Source organism: Streptomyces sp. GL_148 (assembly GCF_057834205.1).
The window spans coordinates 2,129,157-2,153,625 of the sequence record NZ_CM174396.1; the positions used below are offsets into that span (position 1 = coordinate 2,129,157).

Below are 24,469 nucleotides of genomic sequence, written 5' to 3' on the forward strand. Positions count from 1 at the left end.
GTCAGCTCTCCTTGTTCGACTTGTTCGCAGTTGCCGCATCCAAAAACGCCGGCCGCTCGCCGCCCCCGTGCACGAGCAGGCTCGCCCCGCTCACGTACCCGGCCCGGTCGGAGGCCAGGAAGACGGCCGCCTCGCCCACGTCCGAGGGCTCCGCCAGCCGTCCCAGCGGTACGGTCGCGCCGACCGCCGCGATCCCGCTCTCGTCGCCGTAGTGCAGGTGCGACAGCTCGGTCCGCACCATGCCCAGGACCAGCGAGTTGACCCGTACCTCGGGGGCCCATTCCACGGCCATGGAACGGGCCAGGTTCTCCAGGCCCGCCTTCGCCGCCCCGTAGGCCGCGGTGCCCGGCGAGGGCCGGGTCCCGCTGACGCTGCCGATCATCACGATCGAGCCCCGGGTCTCCCGGAGCCAGGGGTACGCGGCGACCGAGGCGGTCATCGGGGCGATCAGGTTGAGCTCGACGACGCGCGCGTGGCGCTCGGCCTCGCCTTCCCCCAGCAGCCGGTACGGGGTCCCGCCGGCGTTGTTCACCAGAGCGTCGAGGCGCCCGTGGCGTGCGGCGACCGATGCGAAGAACTCCTGTACGGCGGCCGGATCGCGCAGGTCCAGGGCGGTGAAGCCCGCAGTGCGGCCCGCCGCCGCGACCGGTTCCTCCGGTGGCCGGCGTGCGCAGACGACGACTTCGGCCCCCGCCGCGAGGAACGACCGCGCGATCCCGGCGCCGACGCCCCGGGTTCCGCCGGTGACGACGACAACCCTCCCGTTGAGCTCCATCGACTGCTACCTTCCTCACCTAACAAATGTTTGGTGGAAAGGTAGCTGATCCGCTCATGGGTGTCTCCACCTCAAGCCCCGACAAGGGCATCGCACTCGTCACAGTCGACTACCCGCCGGTCAACGCACTACCCGTGCAGGGCTGGTACGACCTGGCCGACGCCCTGCGCGCGGCCGGCCGCGACCCGGAGGTCCGGTGCGTGGTCCTGGCCGCCGAGGGCCGCGGCTTCAACGCCGGCGTCGACATCAAGGAGATGCAGCGCGACACCGGCCACGCCTCGCTCATCGGCGCCAACCGAGGCTGCTACGAGGCCTTCGCCGCCGTCTACGAGTGCGAGGTCCCGGTCGTGGCGGCCGTGAACGGCTTCTGCCTCGGCGGCGGGATCGGCCTGGTCGGCAACGCCGACGCCATCGTCGCCTCCGAAGACGCGACCTTCGGACTGCCGGAGCTGGACCGGGGCGCCCTCGGGGCCGCCACCCACCTGGCCCGGCTCGTCCCGCAACACCTCATGCGGACCCTGTACTACACCTCGCGCACCGCCACCGCCGCCGAACTGCACGCGCACGGCTCGGTGTGGAAGGTGGTCCCGCGGGGCGAACTGCGGGCGGCCGCCCTGGAGCTGGCCGCCGAGATCGCGAAGAAGGACGGCTACCTCATCCGGCTCGCCAAAGCGGCCATCAACGGAATCGACCCCGTGGACGTGCGCCGCAGCTACCGCTTCGAGCAGGGCTTCACCTTCGAGGCCAACCTCAGCGGCGTGGCCGACCGGGTCCGCGACACCTTCGGCGGCAACGGGACCGGCACAACCAGCGGAGCAAAGGCGGAATCGGCATGACCGACAAGAGCATGACCCCCGAAGAGGCGGTCGGCCGGCTGAGCAGCGGGATGACCATCGGCATCGGCGGCTGGGGTTCGCGCCGCAAGCCCATGGCCCTGGTGCGCGCACTGCTCCGCTCCGAGATCACCGATCTCACCGTGATCTCGTACGGCGGCCCCGACGTCGGCCTGCTCGCCGCTGCCGGCCGGATCCGCAAGCTGGTCACCCCCTTCGTCACCCTCGACTCCATCCCGCTGGAGCCGCACTACCGGGCCGCCCGCGAGAGCCGCGCCTTCGCGCTCACCGAGCTCGACGAGGCCATGTTCATGTGGGGACTGCAGGCAGCCGCCAACCGGATGCCCTTCCTGCCCGTCCGCGCCGGCCTCGGCTCCGACGTCATGCGCGTCAACCCCGAGCTGCGCACGGTCACCTCCCCGTACGCCGACGGCGAGGAGTTCGTCGCGGTCCCCGCGCTGCGCATGGACGCCGCGCTGGTCCACCTGGGCCGGGCCGACCGGCTCGGCAACGCCCAGTACCTGGGCCCCGACCCGTATTTCGACGACCTCTTCTGCGAGGCCGCCGACGCCGCCTACGTCTCCTGCGAGCAGCTCGTGGAGACCGCGGAGCTCGCCAAGTCCGGGCCGCCGCAGTCCCTGCTCGTCAGCCGGCACTCGGTCACCGGGGTCGTGGAGACCCCGAACGGCGCGCACTTCACCTCCTGCGCCCCGGACTACGACCGCGACGAGGCCTTCCAGAAGCTGTACGCGACCACCCCCTGGCCCGAGTTCGCCGAGCGCTTCCTCTCGGGCGGCAGCGAGCACGCCTACCAGTCGGCCGTCCAGGCCTGGCACGAGGAGCAGAAATGAGCACGCCCTCCACGACGACCACGGCCGCGGTCACCCGCGCCGAGTACTGCGTGATCGCCTGCGCCGAGGCCTGGCGGGACAACGGCGAGGTGCTGGCCAGCCCGATGGGCCTGGTGCCCTCCTTCGGGGCCCGGCTGGCGAAGCGGACCTTCTCGCCCGACCTGCTGCTGACCGACGGCGAAGCCATGCTGGTCGGGCTCGACGGCTCGGCCGAGGGCTGGCTCCCGTACCGCCGGCACCTGACGATGGTCACCGGGGGCCGCCGGCACGTGATGATGGGCGCCAGCCAGATCGACCGGTTCGGCAACCAGAACATCTCCTGCATCGGGGACTGGGAGCAGCCGGTCCGCCAGCTCCTCGGGGTGCGCGGCGCCCCGGTGAACACCCTGAACAATCCGGTGAGCTACTGGATCCCCAAGCACTCCACCCGGGTGTTCGTCGAGCGCGTCGACATGGTGAGCGGCGTGGGCTACGACCGTGCGGAGGCGGCCGGGGTGACCCGGTTCCACCGGCTCCCCCGCGTGGTCAGCGATCTCGGCGTCTTCGACTTCAGCGGCCCCGCCCACGCCATGCGCCTGGTCTCGCTGCACCCGGGGGTCACGGTGGAGCAGGTCCGGGCGGCGACCGGCTTCGAGCTGGACCTGCCCGAGGAGGTCCCGTACACGCGGGAGCCGACGGCGGAGGAGCTGCGGCTGATCCGCGAGGTCATCGACCCCAAGGGGCTGCGCGACCGGGAAGTGCGGGTCTGAGCCGATGGAGACGGCATTCACCAAGCTGGTCGGGGTCGAGCATCCGATCGTGCAGACGGGCATGGGCTGGGTGGCCGGTCCGCGCCTGGTGTCGGGGGCGGCCAACGCGGGCGCGCTGGGCATCCTGGCCTCGGCGACCATGACGATGGAGCAGCTGCGGGCGGCGGTCCACGAGGTCAAGTCCCGCACGGATGCCCCCTTCGGGGTCAATCTGCGCGCGGACGCCGGGGACGCGGCCGAGCGGGCGCAGCTGATCATCGACGAGGGCGTCCGGGTGGCCTCCTTCGCGCTGGCCCCGTCCAAGGAGCTGATCGCGCGGCTCAAGGACGCGGGCGTGGTCGTGATCCCCTCGATCGGGGCTCGCCGGCACGCCGAGAAGGTCGCGGCGTGGGGCGCCGACGCGGTGATCGTGCAGGGCGGCGAGGGCGGCGGGCACACCGGTGACGTGGCCACGACCGTGCTGCTGCCGCAGGTGGTCGACGCGGTGGACATCCCGGTGATCGCGGCGGGCGGGTTCAGCGACGGCCGCGGTCTGGTGGCGGCCCTCGCCTACGGGGCTGCGGGCATCGCCATGGGCACCCGGTTCCTGCTGACCTCCGACTCGACGGTCCCGGACGCGGTGAAGGCCGAGTACCTGAAGGCGACGGTGAAGGACGTCACGGTCACCACGGCCGTGGACGGGCTCCCGCACCGGATGCTGCGCAGCGAGCTGGTCTCTGCCCTGGAGCGGGCCGGGCGGACGAAGGCGCTGGCCAAGGCGGTGCGGCACGCGGCCGGCTTCAAGAAGCTTTCGGGTCTGACCTGGACGGAGATGGTCCGGGACGGCCTCGCGATGAAACACGGCAAGGACCTGTCCTGGAGCCAGGTGCTGCTCGCCGCGAACACCCCCATGCTCCTCAAGGCGTCCATGGTCGAGGGCCGTACGGACCTCGGCGTCATGGCATCGGGCCAGGTCGCGGGCGTGATCGAGGACCTTCCGTCCTGTGCGGAGCTCGTCACCCGTGTCATGGCCGAGGCACACGCGGTGCTGGACCGGCTGCACGGCCTCACTCCCCCACAGCATCTCCCCCTCCCACCGCACCCGCTCGGCACCCTGCCACCACCAGGGTGATTCCCCTTCTCCGTTACAGGAGTTGCCCCAGATGAGCCGTGCCCGAATCCGCCTGGCGACCGCGGTGCTCGCTTCCGCCCTCGCCATCGGGACCCTGCCCGCCGCCGCGTACGCCGCGCCGGCCGACAGTGCCGCCGCCTCGCGTCACCACTGGCCCGCGCAGTCGACGGAAACGATCCGCCAGATCCCCCTGCAGGGCGCGGTCAACGTCCGCGACCTCGGTGGCTACCGCACCTGGACGGGAGGCCACGTTCGCCAGGGACTGGTCTACCGCTCGGACGCACTGGGCAAGCTGACCGCCTCGGACATCACCACCGTGGGCGGTCTGGGCCTCACGAAGGTCCTCGATTTCCGCATCCCCATGGAGGTCCAGTACGACGGGGCCGACAAGCTGCCCGCCGGTCTGACCTCCACCGCACGCCCGGTCAACGACAACGGCCTGTACGGGCTGCTGATGTCGGCGATAGGCAGCAGTGATCCCGTGAAGCAGGAGCAGATGCTCGGCGGCGGCCGCGCCGAGGCGTACATGCGCGACGTCTACCGCGCGTTCGTGACCAATCCCGAGAACCGGGCGCAGTTCGCGACCACCCTCCGCGAGATCGCCGACGGCAACCAGGGCCCGCTGCTGTACCACTGCACCTCGGGCAAGGACCGGACGGGCTGGATGAGCTACGTCCTGCTGAACGCCCTGGCCGTCCCGAAGGCCACGGCCGAGCGCGACTACCTGGCCTCGAACACCTTCCGCGCGGCGTACGACGCCCAGGTGCGGGCGGGCGTCAAGGCATCCGGCCGGATGCAGAACCCCGATCTGCTGATCCCGCTCCAGGAGGTCCGCCAGGACTACCTGGACGCGGCGACCACGCAGATGGAGGCTGACTACGGCAGCCTCTACGGCTACCTCACCGACGGCCTCGGCCTGGACCTGAGAACCCTGGCGAAGCTCCAGGTGAAGATGGTCCGCTAGGCACCGGCCGGGCCTCCGGCCTCGGAAAACACCACTGCGCCGGGCGGCAGATGCCGCCCGGCGCAGTGGTTGTCACGTGCAGTGGTTGTCACGTGCAGTGGTTGTCACGTGCAGTGGTTGTTACATGCAGTGGTTGTTACGTGCAGTGATTCTCCGGATCAGGCGGAGCGGCGACGGCCCTGGCCGGCGCCACCCACGCGGCTGCGGGCCGAAGCGGCGGCGGCACCACCGGAGGGAGCGCCTCCGGTACGCCGGCCGCGCTCGCCGGAGCCGCCCGTGGAGCCGCCCTGTCCGCCCTGGCCACGGCGGGCCTGGCCGGAGCCGGAGGCCGGAGCCTGCCCGGCGGCGCCGCCACCGGTGCGACGGCCGCGGCCGCCCCCGGCGGCCGGAGCCGCGCCCGTGCCGGAGCCCGTACGCGGTCCGCCCGAGCGGCGGCGCGCGCCGGAGCCCGAGCCCCCGCCGGCCTGGCCGGCGGAACGCTGACGCGGCGGGGTCGCCTGCGGCACCTCCATGACGACCGGGATGCCCGAGGGCTCCTTGGCGCCGGTGATGCGGGTGAGCTCCTCGTCGGAGGACTTGATCTGCGCGGTGTGCGGGGAGATCCCGGCGTCCGACATCAGGCGGGTCATCTCGCGCTTCTGGTCGGGCAGGACCAGGGTGACGACGCTGCCGGACTCGCCGGCGCGGGCGGTACGGCCGCCGCGGTGCAGGTAGTCCTTGTGGTCGACCGGCGGGTCCACGTTGACGACGAGGTCGAGGTCGTCGATGTGGATGCCTCGCGCGGCCACGTTGGTGGCGACCAGCGCGGTGACCTCGCCCGTCTTGAACCAGTCGAGGGTCCGGTTGCGCTGCGGCTGCGAGCGGCCGCCGTGCAGGCCGGAGGCGCGGACGCCGTCGGCGAGGAGCTTCTTGACCATGCGGTCGACCCCGCGCTTGGTGTCGACGAACATGATCACCCGGCCGTCGCGAGCGGCTATGCGCGTGGCCACGGCCTTCTTGTCGGTCTCGTCCATGACGTACAGGACGTGGTGCTCCATCGTGCTGACCGCACCGGCGGACGGGTCGACGGAGAAGGCGACCGGGTCGGTGAGGAACATCTTGACGAGCTTGTCGATGTTCTTGTCGAGGGTCGCCGAGAACAGCATGGTCTGGCCCTCGGGCTGGACCTGCTTGAGCAGGGCGGTGACCTGCGGCATGAAGCCCATGTCGGTCATCTGGTCGGCCTCGTCGAGGACCGTGATGGAGACCTGGGAGAGGTCCGCGTCACCGCGGTCGATGAGGTCCTTCAGGCGGCCGGGGGTGGCGACGAGCACCTCGGCGCCGCGGCGCAGGGCGCCGGACTGCCGGTTGATCGACATGCCGCCGACGACGGTCGTGATCCGCAGGTTGACGGCCGTGGCGTACGGGGCCATCGCGTCGGTGACCTGCTGCGCGAGCTCACGGGTCGGTACGAGGACCAGTGCGAGCGGCTGCTTCGGCTGTGCGCGGCGGCCGGCGGTGCGGGCCAGCAGGGCCAGGCCGAAGGCCAGCGTCTTGCCGGAGCCGGTACGGCCACGGCCGAGCAGGTCACGGCCGACGAGCGAGTTCGGCAGGGTCGCGGCCTGGATCGGGAACGGCTCGGTGACGCCCTGGGCGGCGAGGGTCTTCAGCAGCGCCTCGGGCATGTCCATGTCCCCGAACGAGTCCACCGGCGGCAGGGCCGGGGTCAGCGGTTCGGGCATGGTGAATTCTTGGGGCCTGGCTACGGGGGCGGACTTCTGCCGTCCCGCGCCAGCCTTCGGACGTCCCTGGGCCGCACCTCGACCCCGGGTGGGGCGGCGGCTGGGTCGTGCGGAGCTGGAGCTGGTCATGCGAGAAAGCCCTCCTGAAACCGGCAGGTATTACACAAACGGCACTGCCATCAAATGGTTCGAAACAGCAGACAAGCCGGGGCCCGCACCTACTCGGTGCGGACCCCGGCGTGCTGACTGCCTTAGGCGGGGAGGATGTTCTCCGCCTGGGGGCCCTTCTGGCCCTGGGTGACGTCGAAGGACACGCGCTGGCCCTCGTTGAGCTCACGGAAGCCCTGGGTGGCGATGTTCGAGTAGTGGGCGAAGACGTCCGGGCCGCCACCGTCCTGCTCGATGAAGCCGAAGCCCTTTTCCGAGTTGAACCACTTCACGGTGCCAAGTGCCATTTTTGAATCTCCTGAATAGGCGGCAAAGGGCCCCATCCGGAGATTCCGGCAAAACAATAAAAGCGCCTGTCGGAGCATTCCCGTCAGGCGCACATAAAGTTCATGGGTACCACAACTGCAACGAGCTCTAAGCTAGCACACGTCGGTCGGGGAGTGTCGCCGCGAGCATGTGACCTCCGTCCCGAGTGGGTCCGGCGCGCAGCTTCCCGCCCACCTCCGCGAGGGCGCTCCGGAGCCCCGGAATGCCCATCCCGCCGGAGTCGAGGACGATCCGTTCCCCCTCCGGGGCGGTGTTGACCACATCGAGGCGAACCTCCCCGTCCTCGGCGTAAAGATTCATCCGAACGGCGGAGCCGGGGGCGTACTTCGCCGCGTTGGTGAGCCCCTCGCGGGCGATCCGCAGCAGCAGCCGCCCGTCGGCAGCCGGGAAGGATCCCAGGCCGGGCTGGGTGTGGTGGGCGATCTCCATGCCGGTGGCCCGCATGTTCCGGGCCAGGGAGCCGAGGAAGCGGCCCACGTCCACGGGCGAGGTGTACGCACGGCTGCCCGCGGGGTCGGTCAGCATGTCCAGCACCTCCCTGACCTCGGCCATCGCGGCCCGCGCCGATTCCTCCACGGCGCCGGCGGCCTCCCGGACCCGGGGGTCCGCCTCGGCGTCCAGGCGCAGGGCGGCGGCCTGCATCGTGAGGGCGGTGAGGCGGTGGCCGAGGCCGTCGTGGGTGCGCTGGGCCAAACGGGTGCGCTCCTGGACGACGGCCAGGTCGGCCGCCTGGTCCACGGCGGCGTGGGCCTGGCGGGCCCGCTCGCGCAGCGCGGTCATCACGTGCCGGTTGCGGCGCACGGTCTCCCCGTACAGGGCGGGCACGAGGATGGAGCCGAGGACGAAGGAGGCGGGGTCGCGCCCGGCGTAGCCGAGCGGCAGGAACAGGTCGCGGGTGGCGGCGTAGACGACGGCCATCAGCAGGACCCCGCCCCAGCGGTGGGTGCGGCCGTACGCGGCCAGGGCGTAGGCGGCGAAGACGAGGGGGCCGCGGTCGTCGGAGATCACGGTGGCGGCGGTGGCCGCGAGGGCCGGGATCCAGGGGTGGGAGCGGCGCCAGAGCAGGGAGAGGGCCGCGAGCCAGCCGGCGGCCAGGCTCGTGGGGTAGTCGGCAACGAGGCCGAAGCGGTGGACGTCGTGGAGGTTGAGGGTGGTGAGCAGTCCGCAGACCAGGGCGAGCCAGACGTCGGTGCGGCGGGCGCGCACCGGGTCCGGCGCCCCGCCGCTCTCCCCGGTCAGGGCCCGCAGACCCCGCTCCAGTAGCTGTCCGGCGCGACCGGGCACGGCCTGCATGACTCCACCACCCCCCACCGGCGCACAGAAGTGCGCAGAACATGCCAAAACGTCCCCCCAGGTTGCCCTTCTTCCGCCGAAGGGGCATCCCGGGGGGACACGTTCTTGGTCAACCGGTCTTGGTGAACCGGCTTGTGGTGAACCGGCTTGTGGTGAACCGGCTCGTCGTTACAGGGAGACGCCGAGCCCGTTCAGCCAGGTGACCGGGTTGACGTCGGCGCCGTAGCTGTTGCTGGAGCGGACCTCGAAGTGGAGGTGCGGGCCGGTGGAGTTGCCGGTGTTGCCGGAGCGGCCGATCTGTTCACCGGCGGAGACGCGCTCGCCTTCGGAGGCGGTCGCCGAGGAGAGGTGGGCGGACAGGGTGTAGCGGCCGTCGTCGTGCTTGATGACCACGGCGTTGCCGTACGCGCCCTGCCAGCCGGAGGAGACGACGGTGCCCGCGGCCGCGGCCCGGACCGGGGTTCCGGTGGACACCGCGAAGTCGATGCCGGTGTGGTAGCCGGCGGCCCAGCCGCCCGCCTGGTGGTAGCGCGCGGAGATGCTGCCGCCCGAGACGGGCAGGGCACCCTCGGCGCTGCTGCGGGAGCTGCTCTCGGAGGAGTCGGAAGAGTCGGAGGACTCCGAGGAGTCGGACGAGCTGGAGGAGCTGGACGAGCTCGACGAGTTGGAGGAGCTGGAGGACTTCGGTGCGGCCGGGGTGCTGCTGCCGGAGTCGGAGGAGCCGCCGGAACCGGAGCCGTACGCGAGGCGCTGGCCCGGGAGGATCATGTCCGGGTCGGACCCGATCACCGAGCGGTTCTCGGAGTAGAGGGTCTGCCAGCTGACGCCCAGTTCGGAACCGATGGTACCGAGGGTGTCGCCGCTGACCACGGTGTAGCTGTCGCCGCCCTGGGCGCGCTTCGGGGCGGCCGGGGTCGCCGGGGCCTCGATGTGCTTGTCCGCGGTCGAGGTGCCGGTGCCCCGGGCGGGGGCCTCGGGGGCCGGTCCGCCGCGCTGCAGGCCGGCGAGCTTGCCGCAGGAGGGCCAGGCGCCGGGGCCCTGGGTCGCCAGGACCTTCTCGGCGACGGCGATCTGCTGCGCCTTGGTGGCCTGGTCGGCCTGGGGGGCGTACTGCCGGCCGCCGAACTCCGCCCACGTGCTGGAGGAGAACTGCAGGCCGCCGTAATAGCCGTTGCCGGTGTTGATGCTCCAGTCGTTGGTCGACTCACACTGGGCGACCTTGTCCCACGTGCCGACCGACGCGGCGGACGCGGGCTGTGCCACGAGACCCACGGCGGCGGGTGCGGCGATACCGGCGACAACGAGACCGGCGAGGGTACGAGCAGACGGGAAAGACATGCGGAGTTCCTGACTTCGGGGACATTGCGGAGGCCGGTGCACCCGGTGAAGCGGTGGTGCGTTCTGCCTCGGTAACCACCGTCCGGGAGGACGGGGGGTCCCCGAAGTCGCCGAAAGAGGACAAGCGGGACAGCAAAAGGGGACTGGGAAGGGAAGGTTGGGCGGACTTAAGTCCTTATATGCCGGTAATGTCCGCAATAAGACGGGGATTCAGGGGAGGTGGGTCACATGACGATCCGCGTGATGGTGGTCGACGACCAGAGCCTCATACGGTCGGGCCTGGTGACCCTGCTCGCGAGCGCGCCCGACATCGAGGTCGTCGCGGAAGCCGCCGACGGGGCGGAGGCCGTGCCGCTGGCGCGGACGCACCGGCCCGATGTGGTGCTGATGGACCTGGTCATGCCGAAGGTCGACGGCTTGCAGGCGACCTTGCAGGTGCTGCGGCTGCCCGACCCGCCGCGCGTCCTCGTCCTCACCGGCTACACGGCGGACGACCTGGTCCTGGACGCGCTGCGGGCCGGAGCCGCCGGGTTCCTGCTGAAGGACCTGCGCCCCGAGGAGCTCTTCGCCGGTATCCGCACGGTCGCGGCGGGCGGCAGCGCCCTGGCTCCCGGGGTGATGCGGGTGCTGCTGGAACGGGCGGACACCCGCACCGAGGCGCCCGACCACGCGGAGCAGCTCTCCACCCTGTCCCCCGGCGAGCGGGACGTCCTCGCGCTGGTCGGCGAGGGGCGGACGAACCTGCAGATAGCGGAGGCGCTGCACCTGTCCCCGGCGAGCGTGAAGACCTACGTCTCGCGGATCCTGACGCAGCTCGACCTCTCGAACCGGACCCAGGCCGCGATCCTCGCCTACGAAGCGGGGCTGGTCCGCGCCGCGTGAGCACTGCCCGGAAGGAGCTGCGAGGGCTGGCCGGGACGGGCGTGATCGAAAACAATGGCGCCATGACGACGACTCCCCGATCCCGGGCCCGGTCCTTCGACAGCGCCGCCGCTCTCTACGGGCAGCACCGCCCCGGCTATCCCGAGGCGCTGTACGACGCCGTCGAGGAGCTGGCCGGGCGCCGGTTCGCCGGGGCCCGGGTGGCCGACGTGGGCGCGGGGACCGGGATCGGGACGGCGCCGATGCGCGCCCGGGGAGCCGAGGTGGTGGCGGTGGAGCCCGGGGACGGGATGGCCGCCAAGTTCCGGCGCACCCGGCCGGGGATCCCGATCGTGCGCGGGGACGGGGACCGGCTGCCGCTGGCCGGGGCCGCCTTCGACTTCCTGACGTACGCCCAGGCCTGGCACTGGACGGATCCGGCACGGTCCGTGCCCGAGGCCCACCGGGTGCTGAAGCCCGGCGGGGCGCTCGCGATCTGGTGGAACGACCTGGACGAGTCGGCCGGCTGGGTCGCCGCCCAGGGCGAGCGGATCCGTGCCTTCTTCGAGGGCGGCGGCCCGGTCGGCGGCGGGGCCGGCGCGGTCGGCGGGACCGCCCGGGCCCTGGGCTACCGCACGCTCCCGCGCGGCCTCGATTCCGGTTTCGCCACGCGGACCGTCCCCTGGTCCCGGCGGATCCCGCTGGAGGCGCACCTGGCGAACCTGGCCAGCCACTCCGCGTTCCTGCTGCTGGGCGAGGCGGGGACGCGGGAGTTCCTGGACGCCGAGCGGGAGCGGCTGAACCCGCTCTTTCCGGACGGGATGGTGCAGGAGCCCTACGTGGTGACCGTCAGCGTGGCCGTCATGTGAGACGGCCCGCCGCGGAGCGGACCGCTCCGCCCCGGGCCCGGCCTCCCCGCTTCGGATCTACAACGCCCGCTCCCGCCCCCGGAGCACCGCCGCCCGGCACTGCGCGGGGCTCCCCCACGCGTCGCGCAGCGGGCGGGCCTTGCGCAGCCACAGGGAGAGGTCGAGTTCCTCGGTGTAGCCGACGGCGCCGTGCAGCTGGAGCGCGGTCATGGCGGCCGCGTACGCCGCCTCGCCCGCGGTCAGCTTCGCCGCGGCGACCTCGCCGGGGGCCAGGGAGAGCGCGGCCGCCCACAGCAGCGGCCGGGCGAACTCCAGGCCGATCAGGGTGTCGGCCAGCCGGTGCTTCACCGCCTGGAAGCCGCCGATCGCCGTGCCGAACTGGGTGCGCTGCTTCGCGTACTCCACCGTGCGCGCGAGGAGGGCCTCGCCGACCCCGAGGCACTGGGCGGCGGTCAGCAGCCGGGCCCAGTCCGCGGCGTCCCGGGCCGCCGCGGTGACCGCCGGGCCGGCGGCGAGGAGTTCGCCGTCGCCGCCCGGGAGGGCCAGGCGGCGGGCGGGGTCGGTGGAGGTGCGGAGCGGTCCGGCGCCGGAGCCGACGGCCAGGCGGAGCTCCCCGGCCTGGGACACCGTGAAGAGGTGGGTGGCCGCGTCGGCGTCCAGGGCGTACGGGCTCCCGCCGGGCAGGGTGAGGGTGGCCGAGGTCTCCCCCGCCGCCAGTCCGGGGAGGAACCGCTTGGCCAGTGCCTCGTCGCCGAGCCGGGTGAGGAGTACCGCCGCGGCGGCCGTCTCCACCACCGGGCCCGGGACCCCGGCGCGGCCCAGCTCCACGAAACCGCCCGCCATCTCCAGCGGCATCAGGCCCATGCCCTGGTGGGCCTCGTCGGCCGCGAGGGCGAACAGCCCGGTGGCGGCGAGCCGCGCCCACAGGGTCTTGCCCGGCGTGTGGTCGCCCGCGCCCCAGGCCCGTACCGCCGCCGGGACGTCCGAGGCGGCGAGCAGGCCGTGCAGGGTGCGGGCGAAGTCCGACTGTTCTTCGGTCGGCAGGAAGCGCATCAGCGGCGGCCCTTCGGGAGGCCGAGCAGCCGCTCGGCGATGATGTCGCGCTGGATCTCGTTGGTCCCCGCGTAGATGGGACCGGCGAGGGAGAAGATCCACGGCTCGGCCCATTCACCGTCGGCGAGTTCCGCGTCGGGGCCCAGCAGGTCGAGGGCGCTCTCGTGCAGGGCGATGTCGTACTGGGACCAGAACACCTTGTTCAGGCTGGACTCGGCGCCGATCGTCTCTCCGGCGGCGAAGCGGGAGGCGTTGGCCCAGGTGAACAGCTGGTAGGCGCGGGCTCCGACGACCGCGTCGGCGACCCGGTCGCGCAGGGCGGTGTCGGCGGGGTCCCCGTGGCTCTGCCACAGCTCCACGAGGCGGTCGGCGGCGGCGAGGAAGCGGCCGGGGGCGCGCAGGGTGAGCCCGCGTTCGTTGCCGGTGGTGGACATGGCGATCCGCCAGCCCTGTCCGGGCTCCCCGATGACGTCCGCGTCGGGGACGAAGACCTCGTCGAGGAAGAGCTCCGCGAAGGCGGGCTTGCCGTCGAGGCGGCCGATGGGCCGCACGGTGACCCCGGGGGCGTGCAGGTCGAACATCAGGTAGGTGAGGCCCTGGTGGGGTTTGGGGGCTTCGGGGTCGGTGCGGAAGATGCCGAAGGCGCGGTCGGCGAAGGCGGCCCGGGAGGACCAGGTCTTCTGCCCGGACAGCAGCCAGCCGCCTTCGGTGCGCACGGCGCGGGACTTCAGGGAGGCGAGGTCGGAGCCGGATTCGGGCTCTGACCAGGCCTGGGCCCAGATCGTCTCGCCGCTCGCCATGGAGGGCAGGACGCGGGCGCGCTGTTCGTCGGTGGCGTGGTCGAAGAGGGTGGGGGCGAGCAGGTTGATGCCGTTCTGCGAGACCCGGCCGGGCGCGCCGGCGGCCCAGTACTCCTCCTCGAAGACCAGCCAGTGCTCGATGTCCACGCCGCGGCCGCCGTACTCCTGGGGCCAGGACACCACCGCCCAGCGGGCGGAGTGCAGGAGCGCCTCCCATTCCCGGTGGGCGGCGAAGCCCTCGCGGGTCTCCAGGGAGGGCAGGGGGGTGGCGGGCACGTGGGCGGCCAGCCAGTCGCGTGCCTCGGCCCGGAAGGCCTCCACGTCCGCCGCATGGTTCAGGTCCATCGGCTGTTCGCCTCCTTCATCGCGGCGCCCTTCATCGCGGCACCTTTCATTCCCGATATGTCCATGCCGCCGAGCGAGTCCGCCGTCGTCTCGGCGTTGTGGGCGTGGGCGAGGTGGTGCAGGCCGAAGACGGAGTCCATGCCGGTGTGCAGGCCCTGGAGGTCCTCGGCCTGGTTGACGGCCCGCTTGGTGAGGGCGAGGCCGAAGGAGGGCATCTCGGCGATCCGCAGGGCGAGCCGGTCGGTGGTTCCGGCCAGTTCGGCCCGCTCGACGACCCGGTTGACCATGCCGATCTCGTAGGCGCGGCGGGCCGGCATCCGGTCGCCGGTGTAGAGGAATTCCTTGGCGATGCGCGGGGGCATGGCCCACGGGTGGGCGAAGTACTCGACGCCCGGGATGCCCATGCGGACGACGGGGTCGGCGAAGAAGGCGTCCTCGCTGGCCACGATCAGGTCGCAGACCCAGGCGAGCATCAGCCCGCCGGCCACGCACGCGCCGTGGACGGAGGCGATGACGGGCTTGGGCAGTTCGCGCCAGCGCCGGCACATGCCGAGGTAGACCTCGGATTCGCGGGCGAAGCGGGATTCGGCGCCGGAGCGCTGGGAGTGGTCCCACCACAGGCCCGCCCGGCGTTCGAAGGGCAGGTGGGCGTCGCGCTCGGGGGTGCCGATGTCGTGGCCCGCCGAGAAGTGCTCACCGGCCCCGGCCAGGACGACGACCTTGACCGCGGGGTCGTCGGCGGCCCGGTAGAAGGCGTCGTCGAGGGCGTAGGTCATCGCGCTGTTCTGGGCGTTGCGGTACCGGGGGCGGTTCATGGTCACGTACGCGACCGGGCCGCGGCGCTCATAGAGCACGGGGGTGTCATCGGGCATTCCCTGGATCCTTCCCTAACAAGTGTTTGGTAGGTTAACGTACGGCCATGAGCAGCGTCGAGGAGTTCCGCACCGAGGTTCGGAGTTGGCTACGGACCCACCTCACCGGTGAGTTCGCCGCCCTCAAGGGCCGCGGCGGACCGGGCCGGGAGCACGAGGCCTTCGCCGAACGCCTCGCGTGGGAGCGGCACATGGCGGCGCACGGCTGGACCTGCGTGGGCTGGCCCGTCGAGTACGGCGGCCGCGGTGCGAGCACCGAGCAGCAGATCGCCTTCCACGAGGAGTACGCGCTGGCCGACGCGCCCGCGCGCGTGAACCACATAGGCGAGCAGCTCCTCGGCCCCACCCTCATCGCGCACGGCATCGAGGAGCAGCGGCGGCGCTTCCTGCCGCCCATCCGGGCCGTGGAGGAGCTGTGGTGCCAGGGCTACAGCGAGCCCGACGCCGGCTCGGACCTGGCCAACATCCGCACCCGGGCCGCGCTGGTGGACGGCGCGTGGGTGGTGGACGGCCAGAAGATCTGGACCTCCCTGGCCCACGCCTCGCAGTGGTGCTTCGTCGTCGCCCGCACCGAGCCGGGCTCCCGCCGCCACGCGGGGCTGTCCTACCTCCTGGTCCCGATGGACCAGCCCGGGGTGGAGGTCCGGCCCATCGTGCAGCTGACCGGAACCTCCGAGTTCAACGAGGTCTTCTTCGACGGGGCCCGCACCGACGCCGCCCACGTGGTCGGCGCGCCCGGCGAGGGCTGGGCCGTCGCCATGGCCACCCTCGGCTTCGAGCGCGGCGTCTCCACCCTCGGCCAGCAGGTCGGCTTCCGCCGCGAGCTCGAAGAGCTGGCCGCGCTGGCGAGGCTGGGCGGCACGATGGCCGATCCGCTGATCCGCGACCGGCTCGTCCGGGCCTGGATCGGCCTGGAGACCATGCGCGCCTCCGCGCTGCGGCCCGGGGTCGCCCCGTCCACGGCCAAGCTGTACTGGGCCCGCTGGCACCGGGACCTCGGCGAGCTCGCCATGGACGTCTGCGGAGCCGCCTCGCTCCTGGCGGCGGGGGCGCACGGGGACCCGTACGACCTCGACGACTGGCAGCGGCTCTTCCTCTTCTCCCGCTCCGACACCATCTACGCGGGCTCCGACGAGATCCAGCGCACCATCGTCGCCGAGCGCATCCTCGGCCTTCCCAAGGAGGTCCGGGCATGAACGCACCGGAAGACCGGTCCGGCAACGTGCTCCGCAACGCACCCGAGTACGTGGCGGGGCACGGACTGCTGACCGGCCGGAGCGCCGTGATCACCGCGGCCGCCGGGGCCGGTATCGGCGGGGCGACCGCACGGCGCTTCCTGGAGGAGGGCGCGCGCGTCCTCATAGGCGACGCGCACGCGCGGCGGCTCAAGGAGAGCGAGGAGGCGCTGGCCGCGGAGTTCGGCGCGGACCGGGTCGCCTCCCTGCCCTGCGACGTCACCGACGAGGAGCAGGTGGGCGCCTTCTTCGCGCTCGCCGAACGGCTCCACGGCCGCCTCGACCTCGTCGTCAACAACGCCGGGCTCGGCGGCACGGCGAACCTCGTCGACATGACCGACGACCAGTGGTCCCGCGTCCTCGACGTCACGCTGAACGGCACCTTCCGCTGCACCCGCGCCGCGATGCGCTCGATGCAGGCCTCGGGGAGGGGCGGGGTGATCGTCAACAACGCCTCCGTCATCGGCTGGCGCGCCCAGACCGGGCAGGCCCACTACGCCGCCGCCAAGGCCGGGGTGATGGCGCTGACCCGCTGCGCGGCGCTGGAGGCCGCGGAGTTCGGCGTACGGATCAACGCGGTCGCGCCGAGCCTGGCGATGCACCCGCACCTGGTGAAGGTCACCAGCGAGGAGCTGCTCGCCGAACTCACCGCCCGCGAGGCCTTCGGCCGGTACGCCGAGCCCTGGGAGGTCGCCAACGTCATCGTGTTCCTGGCCAGCGGCTACTCGTCGTACATGACGGGCGAGACCGTGTCGGTCAGCAGTCAGCACGCGTAGGCCGTCGGATGACCGGCCGGCGTGGGACCAGAATGGACGCGTGCCAACGAACAAGCCGATCGCACCGACGGCCAAGAAGAAGCCCCAGGTGACGGCGTCGCCCGAACGCCGCCGCGAACTCCTCGACACCGCCGCCGAGGTCTTCGCCGCGCAGGGCTACAACGCCACCACCGTCCGCAAGATCGCCGACGCCGCCGGCATGCTCGCCGGCAGCCTCTACTACCACTTCGATTCCAAGGAATCGATGCTCGACGAGATCCTCTCCGCCTTCCTGACCGAGCTGTGGGAGGGGTACGACACCGTCCTCGCCTCCGGTCTCGGCCCCAGGGAGACCATCGAGGCCCTCGTCACCGAATCGTTCCGGGAGATCGACCGGCACCGCGCCGCGGTCGCCATCTACCAGAAGGAGTCCCGGCACCTGTCGGTCCAGCCCCGCTTCCACTACCTCTCCGACTCGCAGGTCAAGTTCGAGAAGGCCTGGCTGGGGACGCTGGAGCGCGGGGTCGCGGACGGGGTCTTCCGCGCCGACCTGGACATCCGCCTCACCTACCGCTTCGTGCGCGACACGGTGTGGGTGGCGGCGTCCTGGTACCGGCCGGGCGGCCAGCACAGCCCCGAGGAGATCGCCCGCCAGTACCTGTCGATGGTCCTGGACGGCATCGCCACACGAACGTAATCCCGCACATCCCCGGCACATGCCTGGATATCCCTGAGGAGTTCCGATGCCCGAGGCCTACATAGTCGAAGCGGTACGCACCCCCGTGGGGCGGCGCAAGGGGGGCCTGTCCGAGGTCCACCCGGCCGACCTGGGCGCGCACGTCCTGGGGGCCCTCGTCGAACGGTCCGGGATCGACCCGTCGGCCGTGGAGGACGTGGTCTTCGGCTGCCTCGACACGGTGGGGCCGCAGGCCGGCGACATCGCCCGGACGGCCTGGCTGGCGGCGGGGCTCCCCGAGGAGGTCCCGGGCGTCACCATCGACCGCCAGTGCGGATCCTCACAGCAGGCCGTGCACTTCGCGGCGCAGGGCGTCATGTCCGGCACGCAGGACCTGGTGGTCGCGGGCGGCACCCAGAACATGTCGATGATCCCGATCGCCTTCGCCTCGCGGCAGGCGGCGGAACCGCTGGGCTTCACCGAGGGCCCCTACCTGGGCTCGGCGGGGTGGCGGGCCCGGTACGGGGACTCCCCCGTCAACCAGTTCTACGGGGCCCAGCTGATCGCCGAGAAGTGGGGCATCTCCCGCCTCGACATGGAGGAGTTCGCCCTGCGCTCCCACCAGCGGGCGCTGCGCGCGATCGACGAGGGCCGCTTCGAGCGGGAGATCGTGCCGTACGGGTCGGTGTCGGTGGACGAGGGCCCGCGCCGGGACACCTCCCTGGAGAAGATGGCACGCCTCAAGCCGGTCATGGAGGGCGGCACGATCACGGCGGCAGTCTCCTCGCAGGTCTCGGACGGCGCGGCGGCGATGCTCCTGGCCTCGGAGCGGGCGGTACGGGAACACGGGCTGCGCCCGCGGGCCCGCATCCACCACCTGTCGGTGCGCGGTGAGGACCCGATCCGCATGCTGTCGGCGCCGATCCCGGCGACGGCGTACGCGCTGAAGAAGACGGGCATGTCCCTGGCGGACATCGACCTGGTCGAGATCAACGAGGCCTTCGCCCCGGTGGCCCTGGCCTGGCTCAAGGAGACGGGCGCGGACCCGGAGCGCGTCAACGTCAACGGCGGCGCGATCGCCCTGGGCCACCCCCTGGGCGCGACGGGCGTCAAACTCATGACCACCCTCCTCCACGAACTGGAGCGCACGGGCGGCCGCTTCGGCCTCCAGACCATGTGCGAGGGCGGCGGCCAGGCCAACGTCACGATCATCGAGCGGCTGTAGCCTCCGGCGGAGCCCGGCCCCCGGGGGCACTGCTCCCGGGGAGCCGTCTTTACCGCCGGCAAACCGCCTCATGGTGATTCTTGGGCCTAGTCGAGAAATCATCGGAGGCCCACATGAGCGACCCAGCCGACGCGCGGGGCGGTTCCCGGGATCCGGGCGCCGCCAGCACGCTGACCGCGGGCGAAGGGACCGAGTCCGGGTCCAGGCAGCGCCCCCTCTGGAAGGAGCTGCCGCTGCTCGTCGCCATCGCCCTCGTGCTGGCGTTCTTGATCAAGACCTTTCTGTTCCAGGCATTCTCCATCCCTTCCGTCTCGATGCAGAACACCCTCCAGCGCGGGGACCGGGTCCTGGTCGACAAGCTCACCCCCTGGTTCGGCTCGGAGCCCGAACGCGGCGAGGTCGTCGTCTTCCACGACCCGAGCAACTGGCTGGAAGGCGAGCCCACCCCGGAGCGCAACGTCGTCCAGAACTTCCTCGGCACCATCGGCCTGATGCCCTCGGCCGATGAGAAGGACCTGATCAAACGCGTCATCGCGGTCGGCGGCGACACGGTCGAATGCCGCCTGAACGGACCGGTCGAGGTCAACGGCAAGGCCCTGGACGAGCCGTACGTGTTCAAGGGGAACACCCCTTGCGACGACAAGCCGTTCGGGCCTGTCACCGTGCCCGAGGGAAAGCTCTGGGTCATGGGGGACCACCGGCAGAAGTCATCCGACTCCCGCTATCACCTGGACGACCCGAAGACCCACGGATTCGTGCCGGTCGAGGACGTCGTCGGCCGCGCCGTCGTCGTCGGCTGGCCCGTCACCCGCTGGGCGGCACTGCCGGTCCCGGAGACCTTCGGGCAGCCCGGAATCGGCGACCAGGTCAAGCGCTAGTGCTGTGGCCGGAAAGGTTTGCCGGGTCGCGGCGTTCGGTGCATGGGGTCTCCCCAGGCCCGAAGGGCCGAGGGGACGCATCGCAAGGCGGAGGACCGCGCCTCGTACTGGACGTACCGGCGTGGTCCGACAACGCGGCGAGGTGCCGTGCCGGGCGTCGCGACCCGGTGAACCTTTCCGGTCACAGCACTAGGCGGGGCCGCGGGCTGCGGTGCGGCGGGATAGGCGGGTCAGGGAGACCGTCTGGGGCAGGGCGAGGGCTCCGGTCAGGGCCTGCCAGAGGAGCGGGTCGGGGGCGTCCAGGGCCTGGGCCGCGGACAGGGCGATCGCCACCGCGCCGAGCGCGAGCACGATCCGGTGGACGAAGCCGGCGTCCGTGCCGTGCGGGAGTCCGGACACGAGGGCGACCAACGCCAGCATGACCGGCAGCCAGTGCGGCTGGGAGCCGCGCATCAGCAGGGCGGCGGCGAACTCCGCGGCGAGGGCGAGGGAGTTGCGCGCCAACGCCCCCGGGACCGATATCGACATGCGCACATCATGCCGGGGATATTCGCGTGCGCGTCCGGCGGGGCCGCACCTATGATCCGCCGCAGGGCGGGGCCGTAGCACAGAGGCAGCGCACCTGACCCAGCTCAGGAGGACGCCGGTTCGAATCCGGCCGCCCCGCCCCCTCTCCTCTACGGCGTACCCGTCGCCGCCACCCACGCCCCCGCCGCCCCGATCGCCGACGCAGCCGCGGGCAGCGGCAGGCCGAGGAAGCCGTGGAAGACCCCGGGGACCAGGTGGATCCCGCAGTCGACTCCCGCTTCGCCCAACCGGCGCCCGTAGACCAGGCCCTCGTCCCGCAGGACGTCGCAGTCGGCCAGGACCAGCAGCGTGCGCGGCAGCCCCGCGAGGTCGGGGGCCCGCAGCGGGGAGACGTGCGGGTGGGCCGGGTCGGCGCCGTACTGGTCCCAGTACCAGGCCATGTGCGCGGCCGTGTGGAAGTACCCCTCTCCGAACTCCGTCACCGAGGGCTGCTCCATCGAGGCGTCCAGCGGCGGGTAGAAGAGGAGTTGGCCGGCGACGAGCTCGGGGGCCCGCAGGGCCGTCACGGCTGCGAGGTTGCCTCCGCTGGAGTCTCCGGCGACGACCAGCCGCGCGGGGTCGCAGCCCAGTCCGGCCGCCCGCGCCCGGGCCCACAGCAGCACCGTCAGCGCGTCGTCGGGCGCCGCCGGCCACGGGTGTTCGGGCGCGAGGCGGTAGTCCGCGGAGACCACCACCGCGCCCGAGGCCACGGCCAGCGCCCGGCACAGCGCGTCGTGGGTGTCCAGGCCGCACATCACCCAGCCCCCGCCGTGGAAGAACACCGTCAGAGGGCGGCCCCCGGTGCCCGGCGCCGGGTCGTAGATCCGGACGGGGACTCCGTCCGCGTCCACGTCCCGTACGGAGGCCACCTCCACGCCGCCGCCCGGGGAGCCGGAGGCGGCCGCCCGCAGCGCGGCCAGGTCCCCCGGGCCGGGGAAGAAGGCCGACATCGCGTCGCACAGCCCGCGGGCCGCCGGGGACAGGGAACCGGTACCGGTACCGCTCATCGCGCCGTCATCCCGCCGTCGACCGTGAACTCCGCGCCCGTGATGTACGAGGACCCCTCCGAGCAGAGGAAGAGGACCAGCTCCCCGACCTCCTCGGGCCGCCCGATCCGCCCCAGCGGCAGGTGCGACCAGTCCCGTCCCGCGACGGCCTCGCTGACCATCGGGGTGTCGATCGCCCCGGGATGCACGGAGTTGATCCTGATCCGGTCCCCCGCCAGGTCCAGTGCGGCCGACTTCGTCAGCCCGCGCAGGGCGAACTTGCTGGATCCGTACGCCGCGTGGCCCGGGATGCCGACCAGCCCGGCCGTGGAGGAGACGTTGACGATCGAGCCGCCTCCGCCGGCGCGCAGCACCGGGGCCACCGCCTGGATGCCGAGGAACGGGCCGAGCAGATTGACCCGGAGCAGGGCTTCGAAGTCGTCGAGGCCCTGGCGCTCGACGTGGGCCGTGCGCCACAGCGCGGCGTTGTTGACCAGGGCGGAGACCGTGCCGAAGGCGCGTACGGCCTCGCGGACCACCTCCGCCCAGCTGTCGGCGTCGGCCACGTCGTGGCGTACGTAGATTCCCTGGTCGCCGAGGGAGGCGGCGACGGCGCGGCCCTCCTCCTCCCGGATGTCGGTGACCACGACCCGCGCTCCGGCCTCGGCGCACAGCCTGGCCTCGGCCGCGCCCTGGCCGCGTCCGGCGCCGGTGATGACGACGACCTTGCCGTCGAGGACCTTGCCGTTGAGGGAGGGGTTCACCGATCAGCCCTCCAGGGCGCGGAAGTGCGGGATGACGCTCTCGCCCCACTGGCGGATGGTCTCCATGCAGGCCTCCTGCGGGACGGTGCCCATCTGGATCAGGCACATGACCTCGTCGACGCCGATCTCGCGCAGCTGCTCGACGTAGGCGATGGCCGTCTGGGCGTTGCCGTAGGCATGCTCGGCGTTGTAGGTGCCGGTGTCTACGGGGCGGGCCGGGATGTTCGCCTCGTGGAGCTTGGCGACCAGTTCCTCGCGGCCCTTGTCCAGCGCGGCCACGTGCTGCTCGGCGGTCTCGTCCTCGGAGTAGCCGGTCGGCTCTGGGGCGTTGCCGTACCAGTGGGCGATGGACTCGGCGAAGAAGCGCTGGCCCCGGGTGCCCAGGCGCAGGGCGCGTTCGGCGTCGTCGAGGACGATGGTGGGGCAGAGCGCGGAGAGGTGGTCGTTGACCTCGGTGGAGACGAAGCGGTCGCCGCTGCGGGTGGCGATGGCCTCGTCGTAGACCTTGCGCATGGTGCGGACGTCGTCGGCGCCGGCGAAGCCCATCACGAGGGCTCCGATGCCCAGTTCGGCGGCGAGCTTGAGGGTGTCGTGCTTGGAGCAGGCCATGAAGAGCGGCGGGTGCGGGTCCTGGACCGGGCGGGGCAGGATCGCGCCGGGGCCGATGTCGATGGAGCCGTGCCACTCGAACTTCTCCTCGCGCCACGCGGAGGAGAAGATCCGCAGCGCCTCCTCCATCTGCGGGTAGGTGTCCTCGGGGCGGACCCCGTACATGGACATCTCCTGGCGGGTGGCGCCGCGGCCGGCGCCGATGTCCACGCGACCGCCGGAGAGCACGTCGAGCATGGCGGCGCGTTCGGCCACGCGCACGGGGTGCTGGTAGCCGAAGGGCATGGTGACGACGCCGTGGCCGATGCGGATCTTCTCGGTCCGGGCGGCGACCCAGGTCAGGAAGATCTCGGAGGCGCTCATGTGGGCGTACTGGGTGAGGGCGTGGTGTTCCACGGCCCAGATCCGGTCGAAGCCCATCTCCTCGGCGTACACGGCCTGTTCGACGCAGTCGTGGATGACCTGGCGCTCGCGTTCGGGCGTCGGGTCGACGAGCTGCGCCTCGAAGATCATCGAGAACTTCACGGGGAACCTCCCAGCCGTGCGCTGCGCACGGCACGTCGGTGATGTATTTCGACATGTATTTCGAATAGGAATACTTCTAGCAGTCATACCCCGCCGAGGGAAGGGCCGCCCCGAAGACCGGTCGTAGACTGCGCTGCGTGACCAACGAGGCGGCAGAAGAGACGAACGGGCGCACGCTCCCCGCGACCAGCTGGGCGGTGCTCGGGCTGCTCTCCTTCGGAGAGGAGCTCTCCGGTTACGACCTGAAGAAGTGGTCGGACTGGTCACTGCGCTTCTTCTACTGGAGCCCGTCCTTCAGCCAGATCTACAGCGAGCTCAAGCGGCTGGAGAAGGCCGGCTACGCCTCTTCGCGGATGGTCGCCCAGGAGACCGGCAGCCGCGACAAGCGGGTGTACCGGATCACGGACGAGGGCATGACGGCCGTACGGCGCTGGGCGCGCGAGGCGCCCGTCGACCCGCCGGTGCTCAAGCACGGGCCGATGCTGCGGCTGTGGCTCGGCCACCTGCTGGAGCCGGAGCAGATGCGCGAAGTCCTCGTGCAGCACCAGGAGTTCGCGGAGAAGATGCGGCGGCGCGCGGTGGCCGACGCGGACGGGGCCAAGGAAGAGGCCTCGTGGGCGTACCCGACGCTCACCCTCAAGTGGGCGGAGCGGTACTACGCCTCCGAGCGCGACCTGGCCGCGGCCATGCTCGACGACCTCGCCGAGGTCACGGCACGGGAGAGCAGGCGCGGCGCGACCCCGGGACCGGACTCCGACTCCGAGCCGGCGCCGGGCAAGCGCCCGTAGGTGCGCCGGAAGTAGAGCAGCGGCTCGCCTTCGCGGTGCGCCGTCAGGGCGGTGACCCTGCCCAGCGCGATGGCGTGGTCGCCGCCGTCCAGGACCGCCTCCAGATCGCACTCGACGGTGGCGAGGACCCCGTCGAGCAGGGGCGCGCCGTTGCCGCCGGCCCGCCAGGGGACGCCGGCGAACTTGTCGCCGCCGGTGACGGCGAACCGACGGCACAGCCCCTGCTGGTCGGCGGCGAGGATGTTGACGGCGAAGGACCCCGCCGCCTGGATCCGGGGCCAGGTGGTGGACGTGCGCGCCGGGCAGAAGCAGACCAGCGGCGGGTCCAGGGACACGGACGAGAAGGACTGGACGGCCATCCCCACGGGACGGCCGTCGGCTCCGCGTGCCGTGATGACGGCGACGCCGGTGCAGAAGCTGGACAGGACCGACTTCATGTCGGACATGGCTTCCTCCCTCATGAGAACCCTCCCTGATTATTTCTACTAGGTATATGCCTAACCGAAACACCTGTGATTGGATACCGCCCAC

General features: G+C 72.0%; 25 protein-coding genes and 1 pseudogene. 13 read left to right on the forward strand and 13 right to left on the reverse strand.

Annotated elements, in window-relative coordinates; all coding sequences use genetic code 11:
- Position 1: 1 nt before the first annotated feature.
- The gene (locus AC3IYI_RS09750) at positions 2–775 is read right to left on the reverse strand and encodes an SDR family oxidoreductase (RefSeq protein ID WP_489409799.1); all 774 of its coding nucleotides are present in this window, start codon (positions 773–775) and stop codon (positions 2–4) included.
- Positions 776–831: 56 nt separating this feature from the next.
- On the opposite strand from AC3IYI_RS09750, the gene AC3IYI_RS09755 reads away from it, so the two are divergent.
- Genes AC3IYI_RS09755 through AC3IYI_RS09775 form a run of 5 tightly spaced genes read left to right on the forward strand, consistent with a single transcriptional unit; the run spans position 832 to position 5,283 of the window.
- Positions 832–1,611, forward strand: a complete 780-nt coding sequence (locus AC3IYI_RS09755; RefSeq protein ID WP_489409800.1) for an enoyl-CoA hydratase family protein — start codon at positions 832–834, stop codon at positions 1,609–1,611.
- The gene (locus tag AC3IYI_RS09760) at positions 1,608–2,459 is read left to right on the forward strand and encodes a CoA transferase subunit A (protein WP_489409801.1); all 852 of its coding nucleotides are present in this window, start codon (positions 1,608–1,610) and stop codon (positions 2,457–2,459) included. The genes AC3IYI_RS09755 and AC3IYI_RS09760 overlap by 4 nt, the downstream gene beginning before the upstream one ends.
- Entirely contained in the window at positions 2,456–3,208 is a 753-nt protein-coding gene (locus tag AC3IYI_RS09765) for a CoA-transferase subunit beta (RefSeq protein ID WP_489409802.1), read from the forward strand. Before AC3IYI_RS09760 ends, AC3IYI_RS09765 begins: the two co-directional genes overlap by 4 nt.
- Before the next feature lie 4 nt (positions 3,209–3,212).
- Positions 3,213–4,319 carry an NAD(P)H-dependent flavin oxidoreductase gene (locus tag AC3IYI_RS09770; protein WP_489409803.1) on the forward strand — a complete coding sequence of 369 codons (1,107 nt, stop codon included), beginning with the start codon at positions 3,213–3,215 and terminating at the stop codon, positions 4,317–4,319.
- A gap of 31 nt (positions 4,320–4,350) precedes the next feature.
- Positions 4,351–5,283 carry a tyrosine-protein phosphatase gene (locus AC3IYI_RS09775; protein ID WP_489409804.1) on the forward strand — a complete coding sequence of 311 codons (933 nt, stop codon included), beginning with the start codon at positions 4,351–4,353 and terminating at the stop codon, positions 5,281–5,283.
- Between the two features lie 158 nt (positions 5,284–5,441).
- On the opposite strand, the gene AC3IYI_RS09780 is transcribed toward AC3IYI_RS09775, so the two are convergent.
- The 4 genes from AC3IYI_RS09780 to AC3IYI_RS09795 all read right to left on the reverse strand — a co-directional run bounded on the left by AC3IYI_RS09780 (position 5,442) and on the right by AC3IYI_RS09795 (position 10,130).
- Complete coding sequence (locus AC3IYI_RS09780; RefSeq protein WP_489409805.1) at positions 5,442–7,133, reverse strand: DEAD/DEAH box helicase; 1,692 nt, start codon at positions 7,131–7,133, stop codon at positions 5,442–5,444.
- Between the two features lie 122 nt (positions 7,134–7,255).
- Entirely contained in the window at positions 7,256–7,459 is a 204-nt protein-coding gene (locus AC3IYI_RS09785; RefSeq protein WP_112447913.1) for a cold-shock protein, read from the reverse strand.
- Between the two features lie 127 nt (positions 7,460–7,586).
- Entirely contained in the window at positions 7,587–8,792 is a 1,206-nt protein-coding gene (locus tag AC3IYI_RS09790) for a sensor histidine kinase (protein ID WP_489409806.1), read from the reverse strand.
- A gap of 168 nt (positions 8,793–8,960) precedes the next feature.
- The gene (locus AC3IYI_RS09795; protein WP_489409807.1) at positions 8,961–10,130 is read right to left on the reverse strand and encodes a peptidoglycan DD-metalloendopeptidase family protein; all 1,170 of its coding nucleotides are present in this window, start codon (positions 10,128–10,130) and stop codon (positions 8,961–8,963) included.
- A gap of 228 nt (positions 10,131–10,358) precedes the next feature.
- On the opposite strand from AC3IYI_RS09795, the gene AC3IYI_RS09800 reads away from it, so the two are divergent.
- Together AC3IYI_RS09800 and AC3IYI_RS09805 are read left to right on the forward strand one after the other, a co-directional pair.
- Complete coding sequence (locus AC3IYI_RS09800; protein ID WP_489409808.1) at positions 10,359–11,012, forward strand: response regulator; 654 nt, start codon at positions 10,359–10,361, stop codon at positions 11,010–11,012.
- Between the two features lie 62 nt (positions 11,013–11,074).
- On the forward strand, positions 11,075–11,860 hold the full coding sequence (locus tag AC3IYI_RS09805; protein ID WP_489409809.1) for a class I SAM-dependent methyltransferase: 786 nt from the start codon (positions 11,075–11,077) through the stop codon (positions 11,858–11,860).
- Between the two features lie 57 nt (positions 11,861–11,917).
- On the opposite strand, the gene AC3IYI_RS09810 is transcribed toward AC3IYI_RS09805, so the two are convergent.
- The 3 genes from AC3IYI_RS09810 to AC3IYI_RS09820 are packed head-to-tail and all read right to left on the reverse strand — an operon-like array spanning position 11,918 to position 14,930.
- The gene (locus AC3IYI_RS09810; RefSeq protein ID WP_489409810.1) at positions 11,918–12,913 is read right to left on the reverse strand and encodes an acyl-CoA dehydrogenase family protein; all 996 of its coding nucleotides are present in this window, start codon (positions 12,911–12,913) and stop codon (positions 11,918–11,920) included.
- On the reverse strand, positions 12,913–14,058 hold the full coding sequence (locus tag AC3IYI_RS09815) for an acyl-CoA dehydrogenase family protein (RefSeq protein ID WP_489409811.1): 1,146 nt from the start codon (positions 14,056–14,058) through the stop codon (positions 12,913–12,915). Before AC3IYI_RS09815 ends, AC3IYI_RS09810 begins: the two co-directional genes overlap by 1 nt.
- Positions 14,049–14,930 carry an enoyl-CoA hydratase gene (locus AC3IYI_RS09820; protein WP_489409812.1) on the reverse strand — a complete coding sequence of 294 codons (882 nt, stop codon included), beginning with the start codon at positions 14,928–14,930 and terminating at the stop codon, positions 14,049–14,051. Before AC3IYI_RS09820 ends, AC3IYI_RS09815 begins: the two co-directional genes overlap by 10 nt.
- A gap of 47 nt (positions 14,931–14,977) precedes the next feature.
- Here AC3IYI_RS09820 and AC3IYI_RS09825 point away from each other — a divergent pair, with 47 nt between their 5' ends.
- The 5 genes from AC3IYI_RS09825 to lepB all read left to right on the forward strand — a co-directional run bounded on the left by AC3IYI_RS09825 (position 14,978) and on the right by lepB (position 19,699).
- Positions 14,978–16,126, forward strand: coding sequence for an acyl-CoA dehydrogenase family protein (locus AC3IYI_RS09825; protein WP_489409813.1), 1,149 nt, complete (start codon positions 14,978–14,980; stop codon positions 16,124–16,126).
- On the forward strand, positions 16,123–16,941 hold the full coding sequence (locus tag AC3IYI_RS09830) for an SDR family oxidoreductase (RefSeq protein ID WP_489409814.1): 819 nt from the start codon (positions 16,123–16,125) through the stop codon (positions 16,939–16,941). Before AC3IYI_RS09825 ends, AC3IYI_RS09830 begins: the two co-directional genes overlap by 4 nt.
- Positions 16,942–16,981: 40 nt before the next feature.
- The gene (locus AC3IYI_RS09835) at positions 16,982–17,617 is read left to right on the forward strand and encodes a TetR/AcrR family transcriptional regulator (protein WP_489409815.1); all 636 of its coding nucleotides are present in this window, start codon (positions 16,982–16,984) and stop codon (positions 17,615–17,617) included.
- 46 nt (positions 17,618–17,663) lie between these two features.
- Entirely contained in the window at positions 17,664–18,821 is a 1,158-nt protein-coding gene (locus AC3IYI_RS09840) for an acetyl-CoA C-acetyltransferase (RefSeq protein WP_489409816.1), read from the forward strand.
- Positions 18,822–18,934: 113 nt separating this feature from the next.
- Positions 18,935–19,699, forward strand: a complete 765-nt coding sequence (lepB, locus tag AC3IYI_RS09845; protein WP_489409817.1) for a signal peptidase I — start codon at positions 18,935–18,937, stop codon at positions 19,697–19,699.
- Positions 19,700–19,888: 189 nt separating this feature from the next.
- On the opposite strand, the gene AC3IYI_RS09850 is transcribed toward lepB, so the two are convergent.
- The 4 genes from AC3IYI_RS09850 to AC3IYI_RS09865 all read right to left on the reverse strand — a co-directional run bounded on the left by AC3IYI_RS09850 (position 19,889) and on the right by AC3IYI_RS09865 (position 23,150).
- Positions 19,889–20,227: a hypothetical protein gene (locus tag AC3IYI_RS09850; RefSeq protein WP_489409818.1), complete on the reverse strand. Its 339-nt coding sequence runs from the start codon at positions 20,225–20,227 to the stop codon at positions 19,889–19,891.
- A gap of 149 nt (positions 20,228–20,376) precedes the next feature.
- Positions 20,377–21,273 carry an alpha/beta hydrolase gene (locus tag AC3IYI_RS09855; protein ID WP_489409819.1) on the reverse strand — a complete coding sequence of 299 codons (897 nt, stop codon included), beginning with the start codon at positions 21,271–21,273 and terminating at the stop codon, positions 20,377–20,379.
- Positions 21,270–22,016, reverse strand: a complete 747-nt coding sequence (locus AC3IYI_RS09860; protein WP_489409820.1) for an SDR family NAD(P)-dependent oxidoreductase — start codon at positions 22,014–22,016, stop codon at positions 21,270–21,272. Before AC3IYI_RS09860 ends, AC3IYI_RS09855 begins: the two co-directional genes overlap by 4 nt.
- A 3-nt stretch (positions 22,017–22,019) precedes the next feature.
- The gene (locus AC3IYI_RS09865) at positions 22,020–23,150 is read right to left on the reverse strand and encodes an LLM class flavin-dependent oxidoreductase (RefSeq protein WP_489409821.1); all 1,131 of its coding nucleotides are present in this window, start codon (positions 23,148–23,150) and stop codon (positions 22,020–22,022) included.
- Positions 23,151–23,278: 128 nt separating this feature from the next.
- On the opposite strand from AC3IYI_RS09865, the gene AC3IYI_RS09870 reads away from it, so the two are divergent.
- On the forward strand, positions 23,279–23,938 hold the full coding sequence (locus tag AC3IYI_RS09870; protein ID WP_489411487.1) for a helix-turn-helix transcriptional regulator: 660 nt from the start codon (positions 23,279–23,281) through the stop codon (positions 23,936–23,938).
- Positions 23,939–23,985: 47 nt separating this feature from the next.
- Here AC3IYI_RS09870 and AC3IYI_RS09875 read toward each other — a convergent pair.
- Positions 23,986–24,399, reverse strand: a pseudogene (locus tag AC3IYI_RS09875) (flavin reductase family protein); the annotation flags it as partial.
- Positions 24,400–24,469: the final 70 nt, after the last annotated feature.